Source organism: Occultella aeris (assembly GCF_902703175.1).
Taxonomy (GTDB): Bacteria; Actinomycetota; Actinomycetes; order Actinomycetales; family Beutenbergiaceae; genus Occultella; species Occultella aeris.
Genome location: NZ_CACRYJ010000030.1, coordinates 56078 through 73905 on the forward strand (window position 1 = coordinate 56078; position 17828 = coordinate 73905).

A 17828-nucleotide genomic window follows, 5' to 3' on the forward strand; every position below is an offset into this window, starting at 1 on the left:
AGCCAGTCACCCCAGATGCTGCGTACAACTACCCAAGTTCCAGGAGGAACCCAGTGGCGAAGGCCAAGTTCGAGCGGACCAAGCCGCACGTCAACATCGGCACGATCGGTCACGTCGACCACGGCAAGACGACGCTGACCGCTGCCATCTCCAAGGTGCTCGCTGACAAGTACCCCGATCTCAACACGTTCGCTTCGTTCGAAGAGATCGACAACGCTCCCGAGGAGCGTCAGCGCGGTATCACGATCAATGTCTCCCACCAGGAGTACCAGACGGAGAAGCGCCACTACGCGCACGTTGACGCCCCCGGTCACGCTGACTACATCAAGAACATGATCACCGGTGCCGCGCAGATGGACGGCGCGATCCTCGTGGTCGCGGCGACCGACGGTCCGATGGCCCAGACCCGCGAGCACGTGCTGCTCGCCCGCCAGGTGGGTGTGCCCTACCTGCTCGTCGCGCTGAACAAGTCCGACATGGTCGACGACGAGGAGATCCTCGAGCTCGTCGAGCTGGAGGTCCGTGAGTTGCTCTCGAGCCAGGAGTTCGACGGCGACAACGTGCCGGTCGTGCGCGTCTCCGCACTGAAGGCGCTCGAGGGCGACCCGGCCTGGGTCAAGTCCATCGAGGAACTGATGGACGCCGTCGACGAGAACGTCCCGGACCCGGTCCGCGACATCGAGAAGCCCTTCCTCATGCCGATCGAGGACGTCTTCACCATCACCGGGCGCGGCACCGTCGTCACCGGTCGTGTGGAGCGTGGCCAGCTCAAGGTCAACGAGGAGGTGGAGATCGTCGGTATCCGCGCCCCGCAGAAGACGATCGTCACCGGCATCGAGATGTTCCGGAAGCTGCTCGACACCGCTGACGCCGGCGAGAACGTCGGGCTGCTGCTTCGGGGCACCAAGCGCGAGGACGTCGAGCGCGGCCAGGTCGTCTCCAAGCCGGGTTCGATCACGCCGCACACCGACTTCGAGGCTCAGGTCTACATCCTGGCCAAGGACGAGGGCGGCCGTCACAACCCGTTCTACGCGAACTACCGTCCGCAGTTCTACTTCCGTACCACGGACGTCACCGGCGTCATCACGCTGCCCGAGGGCACCGAGATGGTCATGCCCGGTGACAACACCGAGATGACGGTCGCGCTGATCCAGCCGATCGCCATGGAAGAGGGCCTCGGCTTCGCCATCCGCGAGGGTGGCCGGACCGTCGGCTCCGGTCGCGTGGTCAAGATCATCAAGTGATCCTCCGCTGGGCGTGAGCCCAGTTCCGACGAAGGGCCCGCCGGTCACCGGCGGGCCCTTCGTCATGCCACCGTCGCCGCGGGGAGAGGCAGAGGTGCCCATCCCCGGCCCCGCCACGGAGCGGTCCGTGCCAGTACGCTGGCCCGCATGGGATGGTTCACACAGGGGAATGACGTCAAGGGACCGACGCCGGCAGAAGCGGAGTCGCTATGGGACGCCGAGGCGCCCGAGGCGGGCCTCGGCTCGGCGACGCTGAAGCTCATGGACGCGTTCCAGGTCCCCGGCAGCGGCACCGTGTTCACCGGCCAGGTGGTCAGTGGCACGTTCCGGGTGGGGCAGCAGGTCATCATCACCGGCAAGGCCGGCTTCGCGCGGGGCACCATCGGCGAGATCTCGGTGGGACAGGAGCGGCCCGAGTCTGCCGGGGTCGACAAGTACATCAGTTTCAATGTCGCGAACCTGAGCCTTCGGGTCGAGATCCTCGGTCTGGACGAGAACGCGACGGTCACCGGGCTCTGAGCCGGCGGGCTCGTCCCGGTCCCTGCCCACCCGCACGGCGGCGGGCGACGAACGTGACACGACCCAACCACCGGTGCGCACCGCGTGAGTGCACCACGAGGCGCCGTGACGGGCGCACGCACGGCGAGACCGGCGCACAACCGTGGGCGCGCCACCAGCAGCGCCGCAGGCACGCTGGTAGCGTTTCGGCAACGGCTCGAGAGGCGACCGGCACGACCAGCGGTGAACTCCGCCGTCGGGCCCTGTGGCGTAGCCCACCGGTGCCCGACTTGGGATCTGCCCATGACCTGTGGCAGACTGTTCAGGTTGCCTCGTGCGAGGGGTGCAGGACACGCGTGTGCGTAGGTCGGTGAAGCCGGCCCGTCGCAGACACGGCGAGTTCGGCCCTCGACCGGGCATCCGACCCAGATCGATTCGATTGACTGGCCCACGGGGCAGGCGGACGGATCACACAAGTCATCTTCCGACCCACACCAACCGGTGTACGGCGGTGGGGTGCGTCGCCAAGCGCGACACGCCCGAGCGCGGGGGTCGGTCAGTTGGTACTAAGAGAGAGAGTCAGACGACGCCATGGCGGGACAAAAGATCCGCATCCGGCTCAAGTCCTACGACCACGAGGTCATCGACAGTTCGGCGCGCAAGATCGTCGACACGGTGACTCGCGCTGGTGCGACGGTCGTGGGCCCGGTGCCGCTGCCAACCGAGAAGAACGTGTTCTGCGTCATCCGTTCTCCGCACAAGTACAAGGACAGCCGCGAGCACTTCGAGATGCGCACGCACAAGCGGCTGATCGACATCGTGGACCCGACGCCGAAGGCCGTGGACTCGCTCATGCGACTCGACCTGCCGGCTGACGTCAACATCGAGATCAAGCTCTGAGGACTCAGTCATGACTTCTACTCCCCAGCAGTCCGAGCGCGCCGTCAAGGCCATCCTCGGCACGAAGCTCGGCATGACCCAGGTGTGGGACGACGCCGGTCGTCAGTTCCCGGTCACCGTCGTGCAGGTGGGCACCAACGTCGTGACCCAGATCCGCACGGTGGACAAGGACGGCTATTCGGCCGTTCAGCTCGGCTTCGGCCAGATCGATCCGCGCAAGGTCACCCAGCCCCTGCGGGCACGCGCCGACCAGGCGGGCATCACCCCGCGTCGGCACGCGGCCGAGTTCCGCACCTCGGACGCCGAGTCCTACGAGGTCGGCCAGGAGCTGACCGCGCAGACCTTCGAGTCCGGAACCCGTGTCGACGTGATCGGCACCACCAAGGGCAAGGGCTTCGCCGGCGTGATGAAGCGTCACGGCTTCCACGGCGTCGGCGCCTCCCACGGTGCGCACCGCAACCACCGCAAGCCCGGCTCGATCGGTGGGGCTTCGACCCCGTCGCGCGTGTTCAAGGGCGTGCGGATGGCCGGCCGGATGGGCCACGACCGCCAGACCACCCAGAACCTGACCATCCACGCCGTGGACGCCGAGAAGGGACTGCTGCTCATCACGGGCGCCGTCCCCGGCCCCAAGGGTGGGCTCGTCGTGGTTCGCACCGCCGTGAAGGGGGCGTGAGCGTCATGACCGACGCAACCGTGATCGACGTCATCGACGCCAAGGGCAAGAAGTCCGGCTCGGTGGATCTCCCTTCGGAGATCTTCGACGTCCAGACGAACGTGCCGCTGATCCACCAGGTCGTCGTCGCACAGCTCGCCGCGGCCCGCCAGGGCACGCACAAGGTCAAGACCCGCGGCGAGGTCCGCGGTGGTGGCCGCAAGCCGTACAAGCAGAAGGGCACCGGCCGCGCCCGTCAGGGTTCGACCCGCGCCCCCCAGTTCGCCGGTGGTGGCGTCGTGCACGGGCCGGTCCCGCGCGACTACAGCCAGCGCACCCCCAAGAAGATGAAGGCCGCCGCCCTGCGTGGCGCGCTCTCCGACCGGGCCCGCGCGCAGCGCGTGCACGTGGTGAGCTCCTTCGTCACCGATGGGACGCCGTCGACCGCCACCGCGGTCGCCGTGCTCGCAGGTGTCGCCTCCTCGCGCCACGTCCTCGTGGTGCTCGAGCGCCAGGACGAACTGAGCTGGAAGAGCCTGCGCAACGTGCCCACGGTGCACTTGATCTACCCGGACCAGCTGAACACCTACGACGTGCTGGTGAGCGACGACGTGGTCTTCACGTCGGGCGCCTACGAGGCCTTCGTGGCCGGCCCCGCACAGGGCCGTGGCGCGACCGCTGTCGCCAGTTCGGCCGAGGTCGAGGAGGAGCAGAAGTGAGCGCAGCACTCAAGGACCCGCGCGACGTAGTGATCTCCCCGGTCGTCTCCGAGAAGAGCTACAACCTTCTCGACGAGGGCAAGTACACCTTCCTGGTGGACCCGCGCTCGAACAAGACCGAGATCAAGATCGCCATCGAGCAGATCTTCAGCGTCAAGGTCGAGTCCGTGAACACGATCAACCGCAAGGGCAAGACGCGCCGGACGCGTTTCGGGACGGGCAAGCGCAAGGACACCAAGCGCGCCATCGTCACGTTGCGTGAAGGCAGCATCGACATCTTCGGCGGAGCGGTCGGCTGACGCCGGGCCTCGCACCAGAACAGATTGAGGATCTAATCCCATGGGAATCCGTAAGTACAAGCCGACGACGCCGGGCCGCCGCGGTTCGTCCGTTGCCGACTTCGTCGAGATCACCCGCACGACGCCGGAGAAGTCGTTGGTCCGTCCGCTCACCAAGAGCGGTGGCCGCAACTCCTCGGGCCGGATCACGGCACGGCACATCGGTGGTGGACACAAGCGCGCCTACCGCGTGATCGACTTCCGTCGTCACGACAAGGACGGCGTGCCGGCGAAGGTCGCCCACATCGAGTACGACCCGAACCGGACCGCGCGCATCGCGCTGCTGCACTACGCCGATGGGGAGAAGCGCTACATCCTCGCCCCGGTGAAGCTGAAGCAGGGTGACCGCATCGAGAACGGCGCGGGCGCCGACATCAAGCCGGGCAACAACCTGCCGATGCGCAACATCCCGGTCGGTACGGTCATCCACGCGGTCGAGCTCAAGCCGGGTGGTGGTGCGAAGATCGCTCGCTCCGCCGGATCCTCGGTCCAGCTCGTCGCGAAGGACGGCCCGTACGCACAGCTGCGGATGCCCTCCGGCGAGATCCGCAACGTCGACCTGCGCTGCCGCGCCTCCATCGGTGAGGTCGGCAACGCCGAGCAGTCCAACATCAACTGGGGCAAGGCCGGCCGGATGCGGTGGAAGGGCAAGCGCCCGACCGTCCGCGGTGTCGCCATGAACCCGGTCGACCACCCCCACGGTGGTGGTGAAGGTAAGACCTCCGGTGGACGTCACCCGGTCAGCCCCTGGGGCCAGACCGAGGGCCGTACCCGCCGTCCGAACAAGCCGAGCGACAAGCTCATCGTGCGCCGTCGCCGTACCGGCAAGAAGCGCTGATAGGGAGACGACGACGAGATGCCTCGCAGTCTGAAGAAGGGTCCCTTCGTGGACGGCCACCTGCAGAAGAAGGTGGACGTACAGAACGAGAAGGGCACGAAGAACGTCATCAAGACCTGGTCACGTCGGTCGGTCATCACCCCCGACTTCCTGGGTCACACCTTTGCGGTACACGACGGTCGCAAGCACGTCCCGGTGTTCGTCACCGAGTCGATGGTCGGCCACAAGCTGGGGGAGTTCGCCCCGACGCGCACGTTCCGTGGGCATGAGAAGGACGACCGCAAGGCGCGTCGTCGCTGATCTCGTGACACGCGAACTCACCAAGCACACTCTTTGAGAAGGCAGGACATCGATGGAAGCCAAGGCGCAGGCGCGGTTCGTGCGCGTCACGCCCCAGAAGGCCCGGCGCGTCGTGGACATCATCCGCGGCAAGCAGGCCGATGAGGCCGTGGCCGTGCTCCGATATGCCCCCCAGGCGGCGGCGGAGACCGTGCGCAAGGTAGTGGAGAGCGCGGTCGCCAACGCCCGCGTGAAGGCCGAGCTCGCCTCGGTCGCATTCAACGAGGGCGACCTGGTCATCGCAGAGGCGTTCGTGGATGAAGGTCCCACGCTGAAGCGGTTCCGGCCGCGTGCCCAGGGACGGGCCAACCAGATCCTCAAGCGCACGAGCCACATCACCGTGATCGTGGCTGAGCGACAGACCAAGGGAGGGGCTCGCTGATGGGCCAGAAGGTCAACCCCACAGGGTTCCGGCTCGGCATCACCACCGACCACCGGTCCCGCTGGTTCGCTGACTCCACCAAGGAGGGGCAGCGTTACCGCGACTACGTCCGCGAGGACGTCGAGATCCGCAAGCTGATGGCCACCGGCCTCGAGCGCGCCGGCATCTCCAAGGTCGAGATCGAGCGCACCCGCGACCGGGTCCGCGTCGACCTGCACACCGCCCGCCCGGGCATCGTCATCGGGCGTCGCGGCGCGGAGGCCGACCGCCTGCGCGGTGAGCTGGAGAAGCTCACGGGCAAGCAGGTGCAGCTGAACATCCTCGAGGTCAAGAACCCCGAGATCGACGCTCAGCTCGTCGCCCAGGGCATTGCCGAGCAGCTCGCCTCCCGCGTCTCCTTCCGTCGTGCGATGCGCAAGGGCATGCAGTCCGCGCAGCGCGCCGGTGCCAAGGGCATCCGGGTGCAGTGCTCGGGCCGTCTCGGTGGCGCCGAGATGAGCCGTAGCGAGTTCTACCGTGAGGGTCGGGTGCCGTTGCACACCCTCCGGGCGTACGTGGACTACGGCTTCTTCGAGGCTCGCACCACATTCGGTCGCATCGGCGTGAAGGTGTGGATCTACAAGGGCGACATGACCGAGAAGCAGTTCGCTGCCGACCAGGTCAACTCCGGCCCCCGCGCCCCCCGTGGCCGTGGCGACCGTGGGGACCGTCCGCGTGGCCGTCGCACCGACGCTCCTTCGACGCCCGCCGCCGAAGCCCCCGCATCCACCCCCGCCGCGGCTCCGGCCGGCGGCACCGAGACGGAGGCCTGAGCCATGCTCATCCCCCGGCGCACCAAGCACCGTAAGCAGCACCACCCCACCCGGCGTGGCGCGGCAAAGGGCGGCACGAACGTCACCTTCGGTGACTTCGGCATCCAGGCCGTTGAGCCCGCCTACGTGACGAACCGCCAGATCGAGGCTGCTCGTATCGCCATGACCCGCCACATCAAGCGTGGCGGCAAGGTCTGGATCAACATCTTCCCCGACCGTCCCATCACCAAGAAGCCGGCCGAGACCCGCATGGGTTCCGGTAAGGGTTCGCCCGAGTGGTGGGTCGCCAATGTCAAGCCCGGCCGAGTTCTGTTCGAGCTCGCCGGTGTGAACGAAGAGCTTGCTCGCGAGGCCCTGCGCCGCGCGCAGCACAAGCTCCCGATGAAGACGCGTTTCGTGCGTCGCGAGGGTGGTGACGCGTGATGGCTATCGGATCCAAGGAACTGGCGCCGTCCGAGCTCGACGGCATGGACAGCGAGCGCCTGGTCGCCGAACTGAAGAAGGCCAAGCAGGAGCTGTTCAACCTGCGGTTCTCCTCGGCCACCGGTCAGCTCGAGGACCACGGTCGGCTGAAGACGGTGCGTCGCGACATCGCACGCATCTACACGATCCTGCGCGAGCGTGAGCTCGGCATTCGTACCGAGCCCACCGCCGACGCGAAGTGAACGAGGCAACGACAATGAGCACTCCCACCACCCCCGAGACCGGGGCCGAGACGGCACGCGCCGACCGTAAGGTTCGCCGCGGCTACGTGGTCAGCGACAAGATGGACAAGACCGTCGTGGTCGAGGTCGAGGACCGGGTCAAGCACCCGCTCTACGGCAAGGTCATGCGTCGCACCAACAAGGTCAAGGCCCACGACGAGGCGAACGAGGTCGGCATCGGTGACCTCGTGCTGATCATGGAGACTCGCCCGCTGTCCGCCAGCAAGCGGTGGCGGGTCGTCGAGATCCTCGAGAAGGCCAAGTAGGACTGCTGCGGCCCGGTTGCACGCACCCGGGCACGGCAACTGACAACCCATCCGTTCGGCAAGGCTCGCCCGAGTGCGAGAACCGGCACGACAACAGGAGTAGATCCACATGATCCAGCAGGAGTCGCGACTCAAGGTCGCCGACAACACGGGTGCCAAGGAGATCCTTTGCATCCGCGTTCTCGGCGGTTCCGGTCGTCGCTACGCCGGCATCGGCGATGTCATCGTCGCCAGCGTCAAGGACGCGATCCCCGGCGGCAATGTGAAGAAGGGCGACGTCGTCAAGGCGGTCGTGGTTCGTACGGTGAAGGAGCGCCGGCGTCCGGATGGCTCCTACATCCGTTTCGACGAGAACGCAGCGGTGATCCTCAAGGCTGACGGCGAGCCGCGCGGCACGCGCATCTTCGGCCCGGTGGGTCGCGAGCTGCGCGACAAGAAGTTCATGCGCATCGTCTCGCTCGCACCGGAGGTGCTGTAACCATGGCAAAGGTCAAGAAGGGCGACCTGGTGGTCGTCATCGCCGGCCGCGACAAGGGCCAGCAGGGCCGCGTCCTCGAGGTACTGGTCGACTCCGACCGGGTGATCGTCGAAGGTGTGCAGCGCGTTCAGCGCCACACGAAGGTCGCGCAGTCCCAGCGGGGCTCGCGCACCGGCGGCATCGAGACCATCGAGGCCCCGATCCACATCAGCAACGTGATGGTCGTGGACCCGGAGACCAAGAAGGGCTCAAGGGTCGGCTACCGCACGGAAGAGGTCGAACGTGACGGCCGCACCCGCACGCAGCGGGTCCGCGTCGCCAAGCGTTCCGGTAAGGACATCTCATGAGCACCGTCACCGAATCGGGCACGGACAGCACCGTCGTGCTGCCGCGGCTCAAGCAGAAGTACCGCGAGGAGATCGTCGCGGGCCTGCGCGAGGAGTTCTCCCACGGGAACGTCAACCAGGTGGCCGGTCTGACCAAGATCGTCGTCAACATGGGTGTGGGGGACGCCGCTCGTGACTCCAAGGTCATCGAGGGCGCCATCCGCGACCTGACCGCGATCACGGGGCAGAAGCCGCAGACCACGCGGGCGCGCAAGTCGATCGCCCAGTTCAAGCTGCGCGAGGGTCAGCCCATCGGCGCACACGTCACGATCCGTGGCGACCGAATGTGGGAATTCCTGGACCGCCTGCTCACGTTCGCACTGCCCCGGATCCGCGACTTCCGCGGCTTGTCCCCGAAGCAGTTCGACGGGAACGGCAACTACACCTTCGGCCTCACGGAGCAGTCCATGTTCCATGAGATCGACGTCGACAAGATCGACCGGGTGCGCGGCATGGACATCACGGTCGTCACGACCGCTACCACGGACGAAGAGGGTCGCTCGCTGCTGCGTCGACTCGGCTTCCCGTTCCAGGAGGCCTGAGTCGGATGGCGAAGACCGCCCTGATCCAGAAGGCGAACCGCAAGCCGAAGTTCGGCGTGCGGGCCTACACCCGATGCAACCGTTGCGGTCGTCCGCACTCGGTGTACCGCAAGTTCGGCCTGTGCCGAGTGTGCCTGCGGGAGATGGCCCTTGCCGGCCAGCTCCCCGGCGTGACCAAGAGCAGCTGGTAAAACGACTACGTCGCAGGTCCCGATGAGGAAACCGCGACGAGGAAGGGCAACAGCCCAATGACAATGACAGACCCGATCGCCGACATGTTGACGCGTCTGCGCAACGCGAACTCGGCGTATCACGAGTCGGTTTCGATGCCGTACTCAAAGCTCAAGTCCCACATCGCGGAGATCCTCCAGGCGGAGGGCTACATCACCGGTTGGTCCGTCGAGGACGCCGAGGTGGGCCAGACCCTGAACCTCTCGCTCAAGTTCGGCCCGAACCGGGAGCGCTCGCTCGCCGGTGCGCGCCGTGTCTCGAAGCCGGGTCTTCGGGTGTACGCGAAGTCGACCAACCTGCCCAAGGTGCTCGGCGGCCTGGGCGTGGCCATTCTGTCCACGTCCTCCGGCCTGCTCACCGATCGTCAGGCGGCCAAGAAGGGCGTGGGTGGGGAAGTCCTCGCCTACGTCTGGTGACCAGGGAATCAGGAGGAGAACCCCATGTCTCGAATCGGTAAGGTTCCGGTCACCGTTCCCAGCGGCGTCGATGTCAACATCGACGGCGCCGCGGTCACGGTCAAGGGGCCCAAGGGCACCCTTGCGCACGTCATCCCCGCGCCCATCACCGTCGCTCGCGACGATGACGGCGCCATCGTGGTCAGCCGCCCCAACGACGAGCGCGAGTCGCGTTCGTTGCACGGCCTGACCCGCACGCTGCTCGCCAACCTGGTGCAGGGCGTCACGCAGGGCTACGAGAAGAAGCTCGAGATCGTCGGTACCGGGTACCGCGTGGTCGCGAAGGGCTCCACACTCGAGTTCGCGCTCGGCTTCTCCCACCCCGTCACCGTGACGGCCCCGGAGGGCATCACCTTCGCCGTCGAGTCCCCGACCAAGTTCTCGGTCGCCGGCATCGACAAGCAGCAGGTCGGCGAGGTCGCCGCGAACATTCGGAAGATCCGCAAGCCCGAGCCCTACAAGGGCAAGGGCGTGCGGTACGCGGGCGAGCAGGTCCGCCGCAAGGTCGGAAAGGCTGGTAAGTAGCCATGGCTCTGTCCATCAAGGGAACGGGCAAGCGCGTCGCCCGGTCGCGACGTCACCTCCGGGTGCGCAAGCGCGTCACCGGCACGGCCGAGCGGCCCCGCCTGGTGGTGAACCGCTCCGCGCGCCACATGGTGGCGCAGCTGGTCGACGACACCACCGGCACCACGTTGGTGTCCGCCTCGACGCTCGAGGCCGACCTGCGCAGTGCGGACGGCGCGAAGACCGACAAGGCTCGCAAGGTCGGCGAACTGGTCGCCGAGCGGGCGAAGGCCAAGGGTGTGGACGCGGTCGTGTTCGACCGCGGTGGCAACAAGTACCACGGACGGGTCGCTGCGGTCGCCGAAGGCGCCCGCGAGGGGGGACTGTCCCTGTGACCACGCCCCAGCATTCCGACAAGCAAAGGATCGCATGATGGCTGCTCCACAGCGCAGCAGGACCGGCACGACCGCCGGCACCGCCGGTGGCGGCACCGGTGAGCGTTCGAACGAGCGCTCCAACGACCGTCGCGACCGTCGCGGCGGGGACAACCGCCGTGGTAACGACACCGACAAGAACGCCTACGTCGAGCGCGTCGTGACCATCAACCGCGTCTCGAAGGTCGTCAAGGGTGGACGTCGGTTCAGCTTCACCGCCCTGGTGGTCGTCGGCGACGGTGAAGGCACGGTCGGCGTCGGCTACGGGAAGGCCAAGGAGGTGCCCGCGGCGATCGCCAAGGGTGTCGAGGAGGCCAAGAAGAACTTCTTCAAGGTTCCGATGATCCAGCGCACCATCCCGCACCAGGTGCAGGGTGAGGCGGCGGCCGGCGTGGTCTTCCTGCGCCCGGCCTCGCCGGGTACCGGTGTTATCGCCGGTGGTCCGGTTCGCGCCGTCCTCGACTGCGCCGGGATCCACGACATCCTGAGCAAGTCCCTCGGTTCCGAGAACGCGATCAACATCGTGCATGCCACGGTCGCCGCGTTGCAGGGACTCGAGCAGCCGGAGGCGGTCGCCGCCCGGCGTGGGCTGCCGCTCGAGCACGTCGCGCCCGCGGCGCTGCTGCGCGCGCAGGCCGCCGGACGTAGCGACGCGGCCGAGGCCGCGACCTCCGGGGCGGTGGCATCATGACACAGCTCAAGGTCACCCAGAAGAAGTCCGGGATCGGCGGCAAGCAGAACCAGCGCGACACGCTGCGTTCGCTCGGTCTGAAGCGAATCGGCGACACCGTCGTCAAGGAGGACCGTCCCGAGTTCCGTGGCATGGTCACCACGGTGGCGCACCTGGTCACCGTTGAGGAGGTCGACTGACATGGCTGAGAAGGCTGTGAAGGCGGAGAAGGCCGACAAGGCTTCCGCGAAGACGGAGGCGACCACCGAGTCGCGTCCGGGCACCCTGAAGGTGCACCACCTGCGTCCCGCCCCGGGAGCCAAGACCGCCAAGACCCGCGTGGGTCGTGGCGAGGGCTCCAAGGGCAAGACCGCAGGTCGTGGTACCAAGGGCACCAAGGCCCGGTACCAGGTACCGGCGCGGTTCGAGGGTGGCCAGACGCCGCTGCACATGCGGCTGCCGAAGTTGCGCGGGTTCAAGAACCCGTTCCGCACCGAATATCAGGTGGTCAACCTGGACAAGCTCTCCGCGCTCTACCCAGAGGGCGGCGAGGTCACCGTTGCCGACCTGGTCTCCAAGGGCGCTGTCCGCGGCGGCCACCTGGTCAAGGTTCTCGGAACCGGTGCGGTCAGCGTCAAGCTGGACGTCACGGTGAATGCGTACTCCGCGTCCGCGAAGGACAAGATCGTCGCAGCAGGCGGAAGCATCGAGCAGGCCTGAGGCACCCAGGTGTACGGCGGCGCAGGAAGCAATGATTCCTGCGCCGCCGTACGCCGTTATCGGCCCCGTCGACCGTTAAGGTCGGACGGTACCCATCGGGCGCCACGTCGTGCGCGAGCTGCGCACTACGCCCGTTGACCTAAGCAGGAGGACCTTTGCTCGGCGCATTCGCTCGCGCGTTCCGGACCCCGGATCTGCGGAAGAAGCTGCTCTTCACGCTGGCCATGATGGCCGTGTTCCGGCTCGGCTCCTTCATCCCGACGCCCGGCGTCGACTATGTCAACGTCCAGCAGTGCATCGGCACCGCGGGAGAGGGCCAGGACGTCCTCGGCCTGGTCAACCTGTTCAGCGGCGGCGCCCTGCTGCAGCTCTCGGTGTTCGCCCTGGGGATCATGCCCTACATCACCGCGAGCATCATCATCCAGTTGCTCAGGGTGGTCATCCCACGGTTCGAGGCCCTGCACAAGGAGGGCCAGTCGGGCACCGCGGTACTCACGCAGTACACCCGGTACCTGACGATCTTCCTCGCCGTCCTGCAGGCGACCACGATCATCACCGTCGCCCGGACCGGGAACCTGTTCCCCGACTGCACCGTGCCGATCATCCCGAACGACTCGGTCACCACGATGCTCCTGATGATCGTCACCATGACAGCCGGTACCGGTCTGATCATGTGGATGGGTGAGCTGATCACCGAGCGGGGCGTCGGCAACGGCATGTCCCTGCTGATCTTCACCTCGATCGCGGCCTCGTTCCCGAGCGCCATGTGGCAGATCGCGACGTCGGACAACGGGGTCGTGAACTTCACGATCTTCCTCGTCATCGCGCTCCTCGTGGTCGGCCTGATCGTCTTCGTCGAGCAGTCCCAGCGCCGCATCCCCGTGCAGTACGCCAAGCGCATGGTGGGCCGGCGGATGTACGGCGGGTCGAGCACCTACATCCCGATCAAGATCAACATGTCCGGCGTGATCCCGGTGATCTTCGCGTCGTCCCTGCTCGCTTTGCCGACGTTGGCCGCGCAGTTCGTCGAGGACCAGACGACACCCTGGGTGCAGTGGGTCGCAGTCAACCTGATGGACCCCGGTGCGAACGTCCACATCGCGATCTACATCGTGCTGATCATCTTCTTCGCGTACTTCTACACCTCGATCACGTTCAACCCGGACGAGGTCGCGGACAACATGAAGCGCTACGGCGGTTTCATCCCGGGCATCCGGGCCGGACGGCCGACCGCCGAGTACCTGCAGTTCGTCATCTCGCGGATCACCGCTGCCGGAGCGATCTACCTCGCCCTGGTCGCGCTGATCCCGACGATCGCGTTCAAGCTCATGAACATCAGCACCCAGATCCCGTTCGGTGGGGTCTCGTTGCTGATCGTCGTGGGGGTCGGACTGGAGACCGTCAAGCAGATCGACGCCCAGCTCCAGCAGCGCCACTACGAAGGGTTCCTCCGATGACTCGTCTCGTCCTCCTCGGCCCGCCCGGGGCCGGCAAGGGCACCCAGGCCACCCGGGTCGCCGACCGTCTCGGCGTGCCCGCGATCTCCACCGGCGACATCTTCCGCGCCAACGTGGCCCAGGGGACCGAGCTCGGCAAGCTGGCGCAGCGGTACATGGACTCGGGCGAGTACGTGCCGGACGAGGTGACCAACAAGATGGTTGCCGATCGCCTGACCCAGCCCGACGCTGGTGCCGGCTTCCTGCTCGACGGGTATCCCCGGACCGAGGCGCAGGTGCATGAACTGGACCACATGCTCGCCGCGGCGGGCGCCGCCCTGACCCGCGTGGTCGAGCTGACGGCTGACACCGAGGAGGTCGTCGCCAGGTTGCTCAACCGGGCCAAGGAGCAGGGCCGCGCCGACGACTCCGAGGACGTCATCCGCCGCCGCCTCGAGGTCTACGCCGAGCAGACCGCGCCGCTGGTCACGCTCTACACCGCGCGTGGTCTGCTGGTCCAGGTGGACGGCATGGGCAGCGTCGATGAGGTGACCCAGCACCTGCTGGCCGCGCTCGACGCCAGCTGAGGTAGCCGCCGTGTTCGGCCGCGACCGGATCGAGTACAAGACCCCTGAGCAGATGCGCATCATGCGCCGAGCCGGACTCGTCGTCGCGGACCTTCTCGATGCGGTCCGCGAGCAGGTCCGGCCCGGTGTCACCACGGCGGAGCTCGACGCGGTGGCCGCCCGGGTGATCGCCGACGCCGGTGCGACCTCGAACTTCCTGAACTACCACGGGTTCCCGGCCCGCGTCTGCATCTCCGTGAACTCCGAGGTCGTGCACGGCATCCCGGGGCAGCGTGTCATCGAGCCGGGTGATGTGGTCTCGGTGGATGGTGGCGCGATCGTGGACGGCTGGCATGGCGACTCGGCGTTCTCTGTCGTCGTCCCCGACGCGGATCCGGCGGACCTCGAGCTGGTCCGGGTCACGGAGGAGGCGATGTGGGCCGGGATCGCGGCACTCGCCACGGCGGACCGGCTCGGTCAGGTCGGCGAGGCCATCGATGACGCCGTCACGGCTGCCGGTGGACTCGGCATCGTCGCGGAGTACGTCGGGCACGGCATCGGTTCCGCGATGCACCAGCCCCCGGACGTGCTGAACTACCGGTCCGGCCACCGCGGGCCACGGGTCCGTGCCGGAATGTGTCTGGCGATCGAGCCGATGCTGGTGCGGGGTGAGCCCACGACGGCGGTGCTCGCCGACGATTGGACGGTGGTCACCGTGGACGGGTCCCGGGCCGCCCACTTCGAGCACAGCGTGGCCGTGCACGCCGGCGGGATCTGGGTTCTCACTGCCCGCGACGGCGGTGCGGAGATCCTCGCCCGGCACGGGGTGAGCGTCGTTCCGATCGGCTGAATGCAGGCGCTGATTGGCCCAACTGGGTACGCGATTCCGGCATTGGAACGCTCAAGGGTTTCGGGGTGCCGGTGCTCTCACCCCCACCTCACCCGCCATGTGAAACTCGTTCACCCACGGCCCTGGAGCAATCATCCGTGGATGACCTTCTCGGTCCTCGCATCAGATGGTTGAGTTCACACAGCCGGGGATTCGAGAGGCAGCCGATCCTGCCCGATACCCCGTGTGTCAGCCACACACAGCGGTACGGAGGACGGGCAGTGTCGAATCTCGACAGCATCGGGGTAGCGGGGACGATCTCCCACGCGCGCGCCGACCACAGGACATTGAGGTAGCACGGTGGCCCTCACGACCGACCGTCCCTCCCGCATCCGTTCCAGCCGAGGTGAGCTGCTCACCAGTCTGATCGCCCGGTTGGCGTCGACCGTTCCCGCCGAGGAGGAGCCCACCTGGGCCGTCATCTCCCGGCGCTACCGCGCCATCGCGATCGGCTCGGACGCCACGATCGCTGCCGCCATCACGTGGCCGGCCACCGCTTTGTCCTTCCCGGCAGGAATCGCATTCGTCTCGGGGTTGGTCGCGGCGGCCCTGTTCGTGGCGGCAGTGGGCCTGTGTGGCGGCTACGACCGGCGCCGAGCCGCGGCCGGACGTGAGGAGCTCACCTCGCTGCTGCGCGGCGGTCTGCTCCTCGCCGTGGTCGCCATGGTGCTCGTCTTCGTGAACGTGCCACTGCCTCGAACCCTGGTGATCGCGACCCTCGCCCTCGTGACGGGCGCCGCTCTGCTGCTGCGGACGGGTCAGCGGTACGTGGTGCGGCGGGCCCGGTCCCGCGGCCGGATGCTGCGTCGTACCCTGCTTGTCGGCGAGCCGGCGCGGCTGGCACCCGTCCTCACCGAGCTGGCCCGGGAACCCGGCCACGGCTTCGCACTCACCGGGATCTGCCCACCCGAGGGGACGGGCGATGAGACCACCGACGTGCCGGTGCTCGGCTCCGTCGCTGATGTACCCGACCTCGTTCGGAGCCTGCGCGTGGAGACCGTCGTGATCGCCGGAGACAGCGTGGCCGTGGCGGACCTCAGCCGGTTCGGTCGCCAGTTCGAGGCGCTCGACGTCGAGGTCCTGCTGGCCCCCGACGTCGCCCAGGTGGGGGCCTCGAGGGTGACCCTGCGGGGACTGATGGACACGCCGGTGCTGACCCTCTCGACCGACCCGGGGCCGCTGCATCGCTGGGGCAAGGTCATCGGAGACCGGGTGCTGGCCGCCGTCCTGCTGCTCCTCGCCATGCTGGTGCTGATCCCGGCGGCGCTCGTGATCCGGCTGAGTTCGCCGGGTGCCGCACTCTTCCGTCAGACCCGGATCGGGCTGAACGGCGCGCCCTTCACGATGTACAAGTTGCGGTCGATGTACTCCGACGCCGAGGCCCGGTTGGCAGCACTGGAGGATCGCAGCGACGGCAACGGCATGCTGTTCAAGATGCGTCGTGATCCGCGCACGACGCCCGTCGGCCGGTTCCTGCGCCGATTCTCCATCGACGAGCTTCCGCAACTGTGGAACGTGCTGCGCGGCGACATGTCCCTGGTCGGCCCTCGCCCACCGTTGGCGAGCGAGGCATCCGGCTACGACGAGGCGTCTCGCCGCCGGTTGCAGGTCCGCCCGGGCCTGACCGGACTCTGGCAGGTGAGCGGACGCTCGGACCTCTCCTGGGAGGAGTCCATCCGGCTCGACCTGCGCTACGTCGACAACTGGACGCTTTCGATGGACCTCATGATCCTGTGGCGTACCGCGCGCGCTGTCCTGGGGGGCCGCGGTGCCTATTGATGCTGCGGGTTGGTGCCGGGTGGAGGGGGTGCGCCCTCGTACCCCCGACGGGGGCGCACCCCCGCTTCCCGGCACCAGTTCGGGCGTGGTGCCCTAGTGATTGCCGGGATGTCGCCGGTCGGGGCCACGATGGACGCGGACCTCGATGACCTCCACCTCGCCCAGGTGCTGGCCGGCTCCACCGCGGACCTCCTCGAGGAGCTGCGCGCCGACAGCGCCGGGCTCGAGCCGGTTGCACTCGGCGCTCGTGCCCTCCAGCGCGCGGGAGCCTTCCTCGCAGCCCAACTCATCGCACGGTGCCCGATGGACTCGGTGCTCTCCGGGGTGCACGCCGGTGCCTTCGATCCGCGGGCTCTGCGCACCTGGCTGATCGGAGCCCTGGACGGCGTCCCCGAGTATGCCGCGGGGCGCCGGGACTGGGGCGTCGGCGTCGCGCTCGTGGTCGGCGGCACCATCACGGCCGCGGCCGTCGCGCTGCCGGGGCTGGACCTGGTGCTGAGCAACGACTCGCCGACGCCGCCGTACCCGGGGGAGGCGCAGCGTCGCCTCGTCGTCGAACGGGGCACCAGCACTGCTCTGATCGAGGCGGTCGCATCGGCGATCGGGGGCCGTACCGTCCAGGCGGGCTCCGTCGCGTACCGCACCGCCGCCGTGGTCCGTGGGGAGGCGGATGCCCACCTGCACCTGGGCAGGCTCCCGGTCTGGGACGTGGCGGCCCCGGTCGCCATCGCACGCGCCGCCGGACTCCACGCGAGCCGGATGGACGGCAGCGACGTGCTGCTCGACCGAGCAGACCACCTCGTGCCCGACCTTCTGATCTGCCGAAAGGAGCTCGCCCCGGACCTCCTCCGGATCGTGCGGGCGATGCCGTTGACCGGGTGAGCCGACCCGGTTCCGGCGCGAGAAGTCGACTCGCGAGGTCGCTGGACGGGACACGGCGCGGCTCGATGTGGTAACGAGCAGGTCTCGATCACCAGCAATCGCTTACAAGATCGCGACCTACTCGTTATCCTCAGGTGGTCAACCCAGTGTGAGATCGTCTG

At 67.7% G+C, this 17828-nt stretch carries 28 protein-coding genes; all 28 read left to right on the forward strand.

Going from position 1 to position 17828, the window contains the following annotated elements:
* Nucleotides 1–53 precede the first annotated feature (53 nt).
* The 28 genes from tuf to HALOF300_RS11085 all read left to right on the forward strand — a co-directional run bounded on the left by tuf (nt 54) and on the right by HALOF300_RS11085 (nt 17667).
* Nucleotides 54–1244, forward strand: coding sequence for an elongation factor Tu (gene tuf / locus HALOF300_RS10950; RefSeq protein ID WP_156740990.1), 1191 nt, complete (start codon nt 54–56; stop codon nt 1242–1244).
* Between the two features lie 147 nt (nt 1245–1391).
* Nucleotides 1392–1763, forward strand: coding sequence for a hypothetical protein (locus tag HALOF300_RS10955; protein WP_156740991.1), 372 nt, complete (start codon nt 1392–1394; stop codon nt 1761–1763).
* A 570-nt stretch (nt 1764–2333) separates the two neighbouring features.
* A complete protein-coding gene (rpsJ, locus tag HALOF300_RS10960; protein WP_006946210.1) occupies nt 2334–2642 on the forward strand; it encodes a 30S ribosomal protein S10 in 309 nt (102 codons plus the stop codon).
* Nucleotides 2643–2652: 10 nt separating this feature from the next.
* Nucleotides 2653–3318 (forward strand): 50S ribosomal protein L3, encoded by a 666-nt coding sequence (gene rplC, locus HALOF300_RS10965; RefSeq protein WP_156740992.1) that lies wholly within the window; start codon nt 2653–2655, stop codon nt 3316–3318.
* Nucleotides 3319–3323: 5 nt separating this feature from the next.
* On the forward strand, nt 3324–4016 hold the full coding sequence (gene rplD, locus HALOF300_RS10970) for a 50S ribosomal protein L4 (protein ID WP_156740993.1): 693 nt from the start codon (nt 3324–3326) through the stop codon (nt 4014–4016).
* Nucleotides 4013–4315, forward strand: a complete 303-nt coding sequence (gene rplW, locus HALOF300_RS10975) for a 50S ribosomal protein L23 (protein ID WP_156740994.1) — start codon at nt 4013–4015, stop codon at nt 4313–4315. Before rplD ends, rplW begins: the two co-directional genes overlap by 4 nt.
* Before the next feature lie 40 nt (nt 4316–4355).
* Nucleotides 4356–5192, forward strand: coding sequence for a 50S ribosomal protein L2 (gene rplB, locus HALOF300_RS10980; protein ID WP_156740995.1), 837 nt, complete (start codon nt 4356–4358; stop codon nt 5190–5192).
* A gap of 18 nt (nt 5193–5210) precedes the next feature.
* Nucleotides 5211–5492 (forward strand): 30S ribosomal protein S19, encoded by a 282-nt coding sequence (gene rpsS, locus HALOF300_RS10985; protein WP_133110064.1) that lies wholly within the window; start codon nt 5211–5213, stop codon nt 5490–5492.
* Between the two features lie 52 nt (nt 5493–5544).
* Nucleotides 5545–5913: a 50S ribosomal protein L22 gene (gene rplV / locus HALOF300_RS10990; RefSeq protein WP_154792921.1), complete on the forward strand. Its 369-nt coding sequence runs from the start codon at nt 5545–5547 to the stop codon at nt 5911–5913.
* Nucleotides 5913–6725, forward strand: coding sequence for a 30S ribosomal protein S3 (gene rpsC / locus HALOF300_RS10995; RefSeq protein ID WP_154792922.1), 813 nt, complete (start codon nt 5913–5915; stop codon nt 6723–6725). Before rplV ends, rpsC begins: the two co-directional genes overlap by 1 nt.
* A 3-nt stretch (nt 6726–6728) precedes the next feature.
* A complete protein-coding gene (rplP, locus tag HALOF300_RS11000; RefSeq protein ID WP_154792923.1) occupies nt 6729–7148 on the forward strand; it encodes a 50S ribosomal protein L16 in 420 nt (139 codons plus the stop codon).
* Nucleotides 7148–7390 carry a 50S ribosomal protein L29 gene (gene rpmC, locus HALOF300_RS11005; RefSeq protein WP_133110068.1) on the forward strand — a complete coding sequence of 81 codons (243 nt, stop codon included), beginning with the start codon at nt 7148–7150 and terminating at the stop codon, nt 7388–7390. The genes rplP and rpmC overlap by 1 nt, the downstream gene beginning before the upstream one ends.
* Before the next feature lie 14 nt (nt 7391–7404).
* The gene (gene rpsQ / locus HALOF300_RS11010) at nt 7405–7695 is read left to right on the forward strand and encodes a 30S ribosomal protein S17 (RefSeq protein ID WP_154792924.1); all 291 of its coding nucleotides are present in this window, start codon (nt 7405–7407) and stop codon (nt 7693–7695) included.
* A gap of 109 nt (nt 7696–7804) precedes the next feature.
* Complete coding sequence (gene rplN, locus HALOF300_RS11015) at nt 7805–8173, forward strand: 50S ribosomal protein L14 (RefSeq protein WP_133110070.1); 369 nt, start codon at nt 7805–7807, stop codon at nt 8171–8173.
* A gap of 2 nt (nt 8174–8175) precedes the next feature.
* Nucleotides 8176–8520: a 50S ribosomal protein L24 gene (gene rplX / locus HALOF300_RS11020; protein WP_154792925.1), complete on the forward strand. Its 345-nt coding sequence runs from the start codon at nt 8176–8178 to the stop codon at nt 8518–8520.
* Nucleotides 8517–9101, forward strand: coding sequence for a 50S ribosomal protein L5 (gene rplE / locus HALOF300_RS11025; RefSeq protein ID WP_154792926.1), 585 nt, complete (start codon nt 8517–8519; stop codon nt 9099–9101). The genes rplX and rplE overlap by 4 nt, the downstream gene beginning before the upstream one ends.
* A 5-nt stretch (nt 9102–9106) precedes the next feature.
* Nucleotides 9107–9292, forward strand: coding sequence for a type Z 30S ribosomal protein S14 (locus HALOF300_RS11030; RefSeq protein WP_133110073.1), 186 nt, complete (start codon nt 9107–9109; stop codon nt 9290–9292).
* 57 nt (nt 9293–9349) lie between these two features.
* Nucleotides 9350–9748 carry a 30S ribosomal protein S8 gene (rpsH, locus tag HALOF300_RS11035; RefSeq protein WP_156740996.1) on the forward strand — a complete coding sequence of 133 codons (399 nt, stop codon included), beginning with the start codon at nt 9350–9352 and terminating at the stop codon, nt 9746–9748.
* Between the two features lie 24 nt (nt 9749–9772).
* Nucleotides 9773–10312, forward strand: a complete 540-nt coding sequence (gene rplF, locus HALOF300_RS11040) for a 50S ribosomal protein L6 (RefSeq protein ID WP_156740997.1) — start codon at nt 9773–9775, stop codon at nt 10310–10312.
* Nucleotides 10313–10314: 2 nt separating this feature from the next.
* Nucleotides 10315–10686 (forward strand): 50S ribosomal protein L18, encoded by a 372-nt coding sequence (gene rplR / locus HALOF300_RS11045; RefSeq protein WP_154792929.1) that lies wholly within the window; start codon nt 10315–10317, stop codon nt 10684–10686.
* Nucleotides 10687–10723: 37 nt separating this feature from the next.
* On the forward strand, nt 10724–11416 hold the full coding sequence (gene rpsE, locus HALOF300_RS11050; RefSeq protein ID WP_156740998.1) for a 30S ribosomal protein S5: 693 nt from the start codon (nt 10724–10726) through the stop codon (nt 11414–11416).
* The gene (gene rpmD / locus HALOF300_RS11055) at nt 11413–11595 is read left to right on the forward strand and encodes a 50S ribosomal protein L30 (RefSeq protein WP_156740999.1); all 183 of its coding nucleotides are present in this window, start codon (nt 11413–11415) and stop codon (nt 11593–11595) included. Before rpsE ends, rpmD begins: the two co-directional genes overlap by 4 nt.
* Before the next feature lies 1 nt (nt 11596).
* The gene (rplO, locus tag HALOF300_RS11060) at nt 11597–12115 is read left to right on the forward strand and encodes a 50S ribosomal protein L15 (RefSeq protein ID WP_156741000.1); all 519 of its coding nucleotides are present in this window, start codon (nt 11597–11599) and stop codon (nt 12113–12115) included.
* Nucleotides 12116–12270: 155 nt separating this feature from the next.
* Nucleotides 12271–13572, forward strand: coding sequence for a preprotein translocase subunit SecY (gene secY, locus HALOF300_RS11065; RefSeq protein WP_156741001.1), 1302 nt, complete (start codon nt 12271–12273; stop codon nt 13570–13572).
* On the forward strand, nt 13569–14138 hold the full coding sequence (locus HALOF300_RS11070) for an adenylate kinase (protein WP_156741002.1): 570 nt from the start codon (nt 13569–13571) through the stop codon (nt 14136–14138). Before secY ends, HALOF300_RS11070 begins: the two co-directional genes overlap by 4 nt.
* Before the next feature lie 10 nt (nt 14139–14148).
* The gene (gene map / locus HALOF300_RS11075; protein WP_156741003.1) at nt 14149–14967 is read left to right on the forward strand and encodes a type I methionyl aminopeptidase; all 819 of its coding nucleotides are present in this window, start codon (nt 14149–14151) and stop codon (nt 14965–14967) included.
* Between the two features lie 339 nt (nt 14968–15306).
* Nucleotides 15307–16785 carry a sugar transferase gene (locus tag HALOF300_RS11080; RefSeq protein WP_156741004.1) on the forward strand — a complete coding sequence of 493 codons (1479 nt, stop codon included), beginning with the start codon at nt 15307–15309 and terminating at the stop codon, nt 16783–16785.
* 108 nt (nt 16786–16893) lie between these two features.
* Nucleotides 16894–17667, forward strand: a complete 774-nt coding sequence (locus tag HALOF300_RS11085) for an inositol monophosphatase family protein (protein ID WP_156741005.1) — start codon at nt 16894–16896, stop codon at nt 17665–17667.
* The last annotated feature ends 161 nt before the right edge of the window (nt 17668–17828 follow it).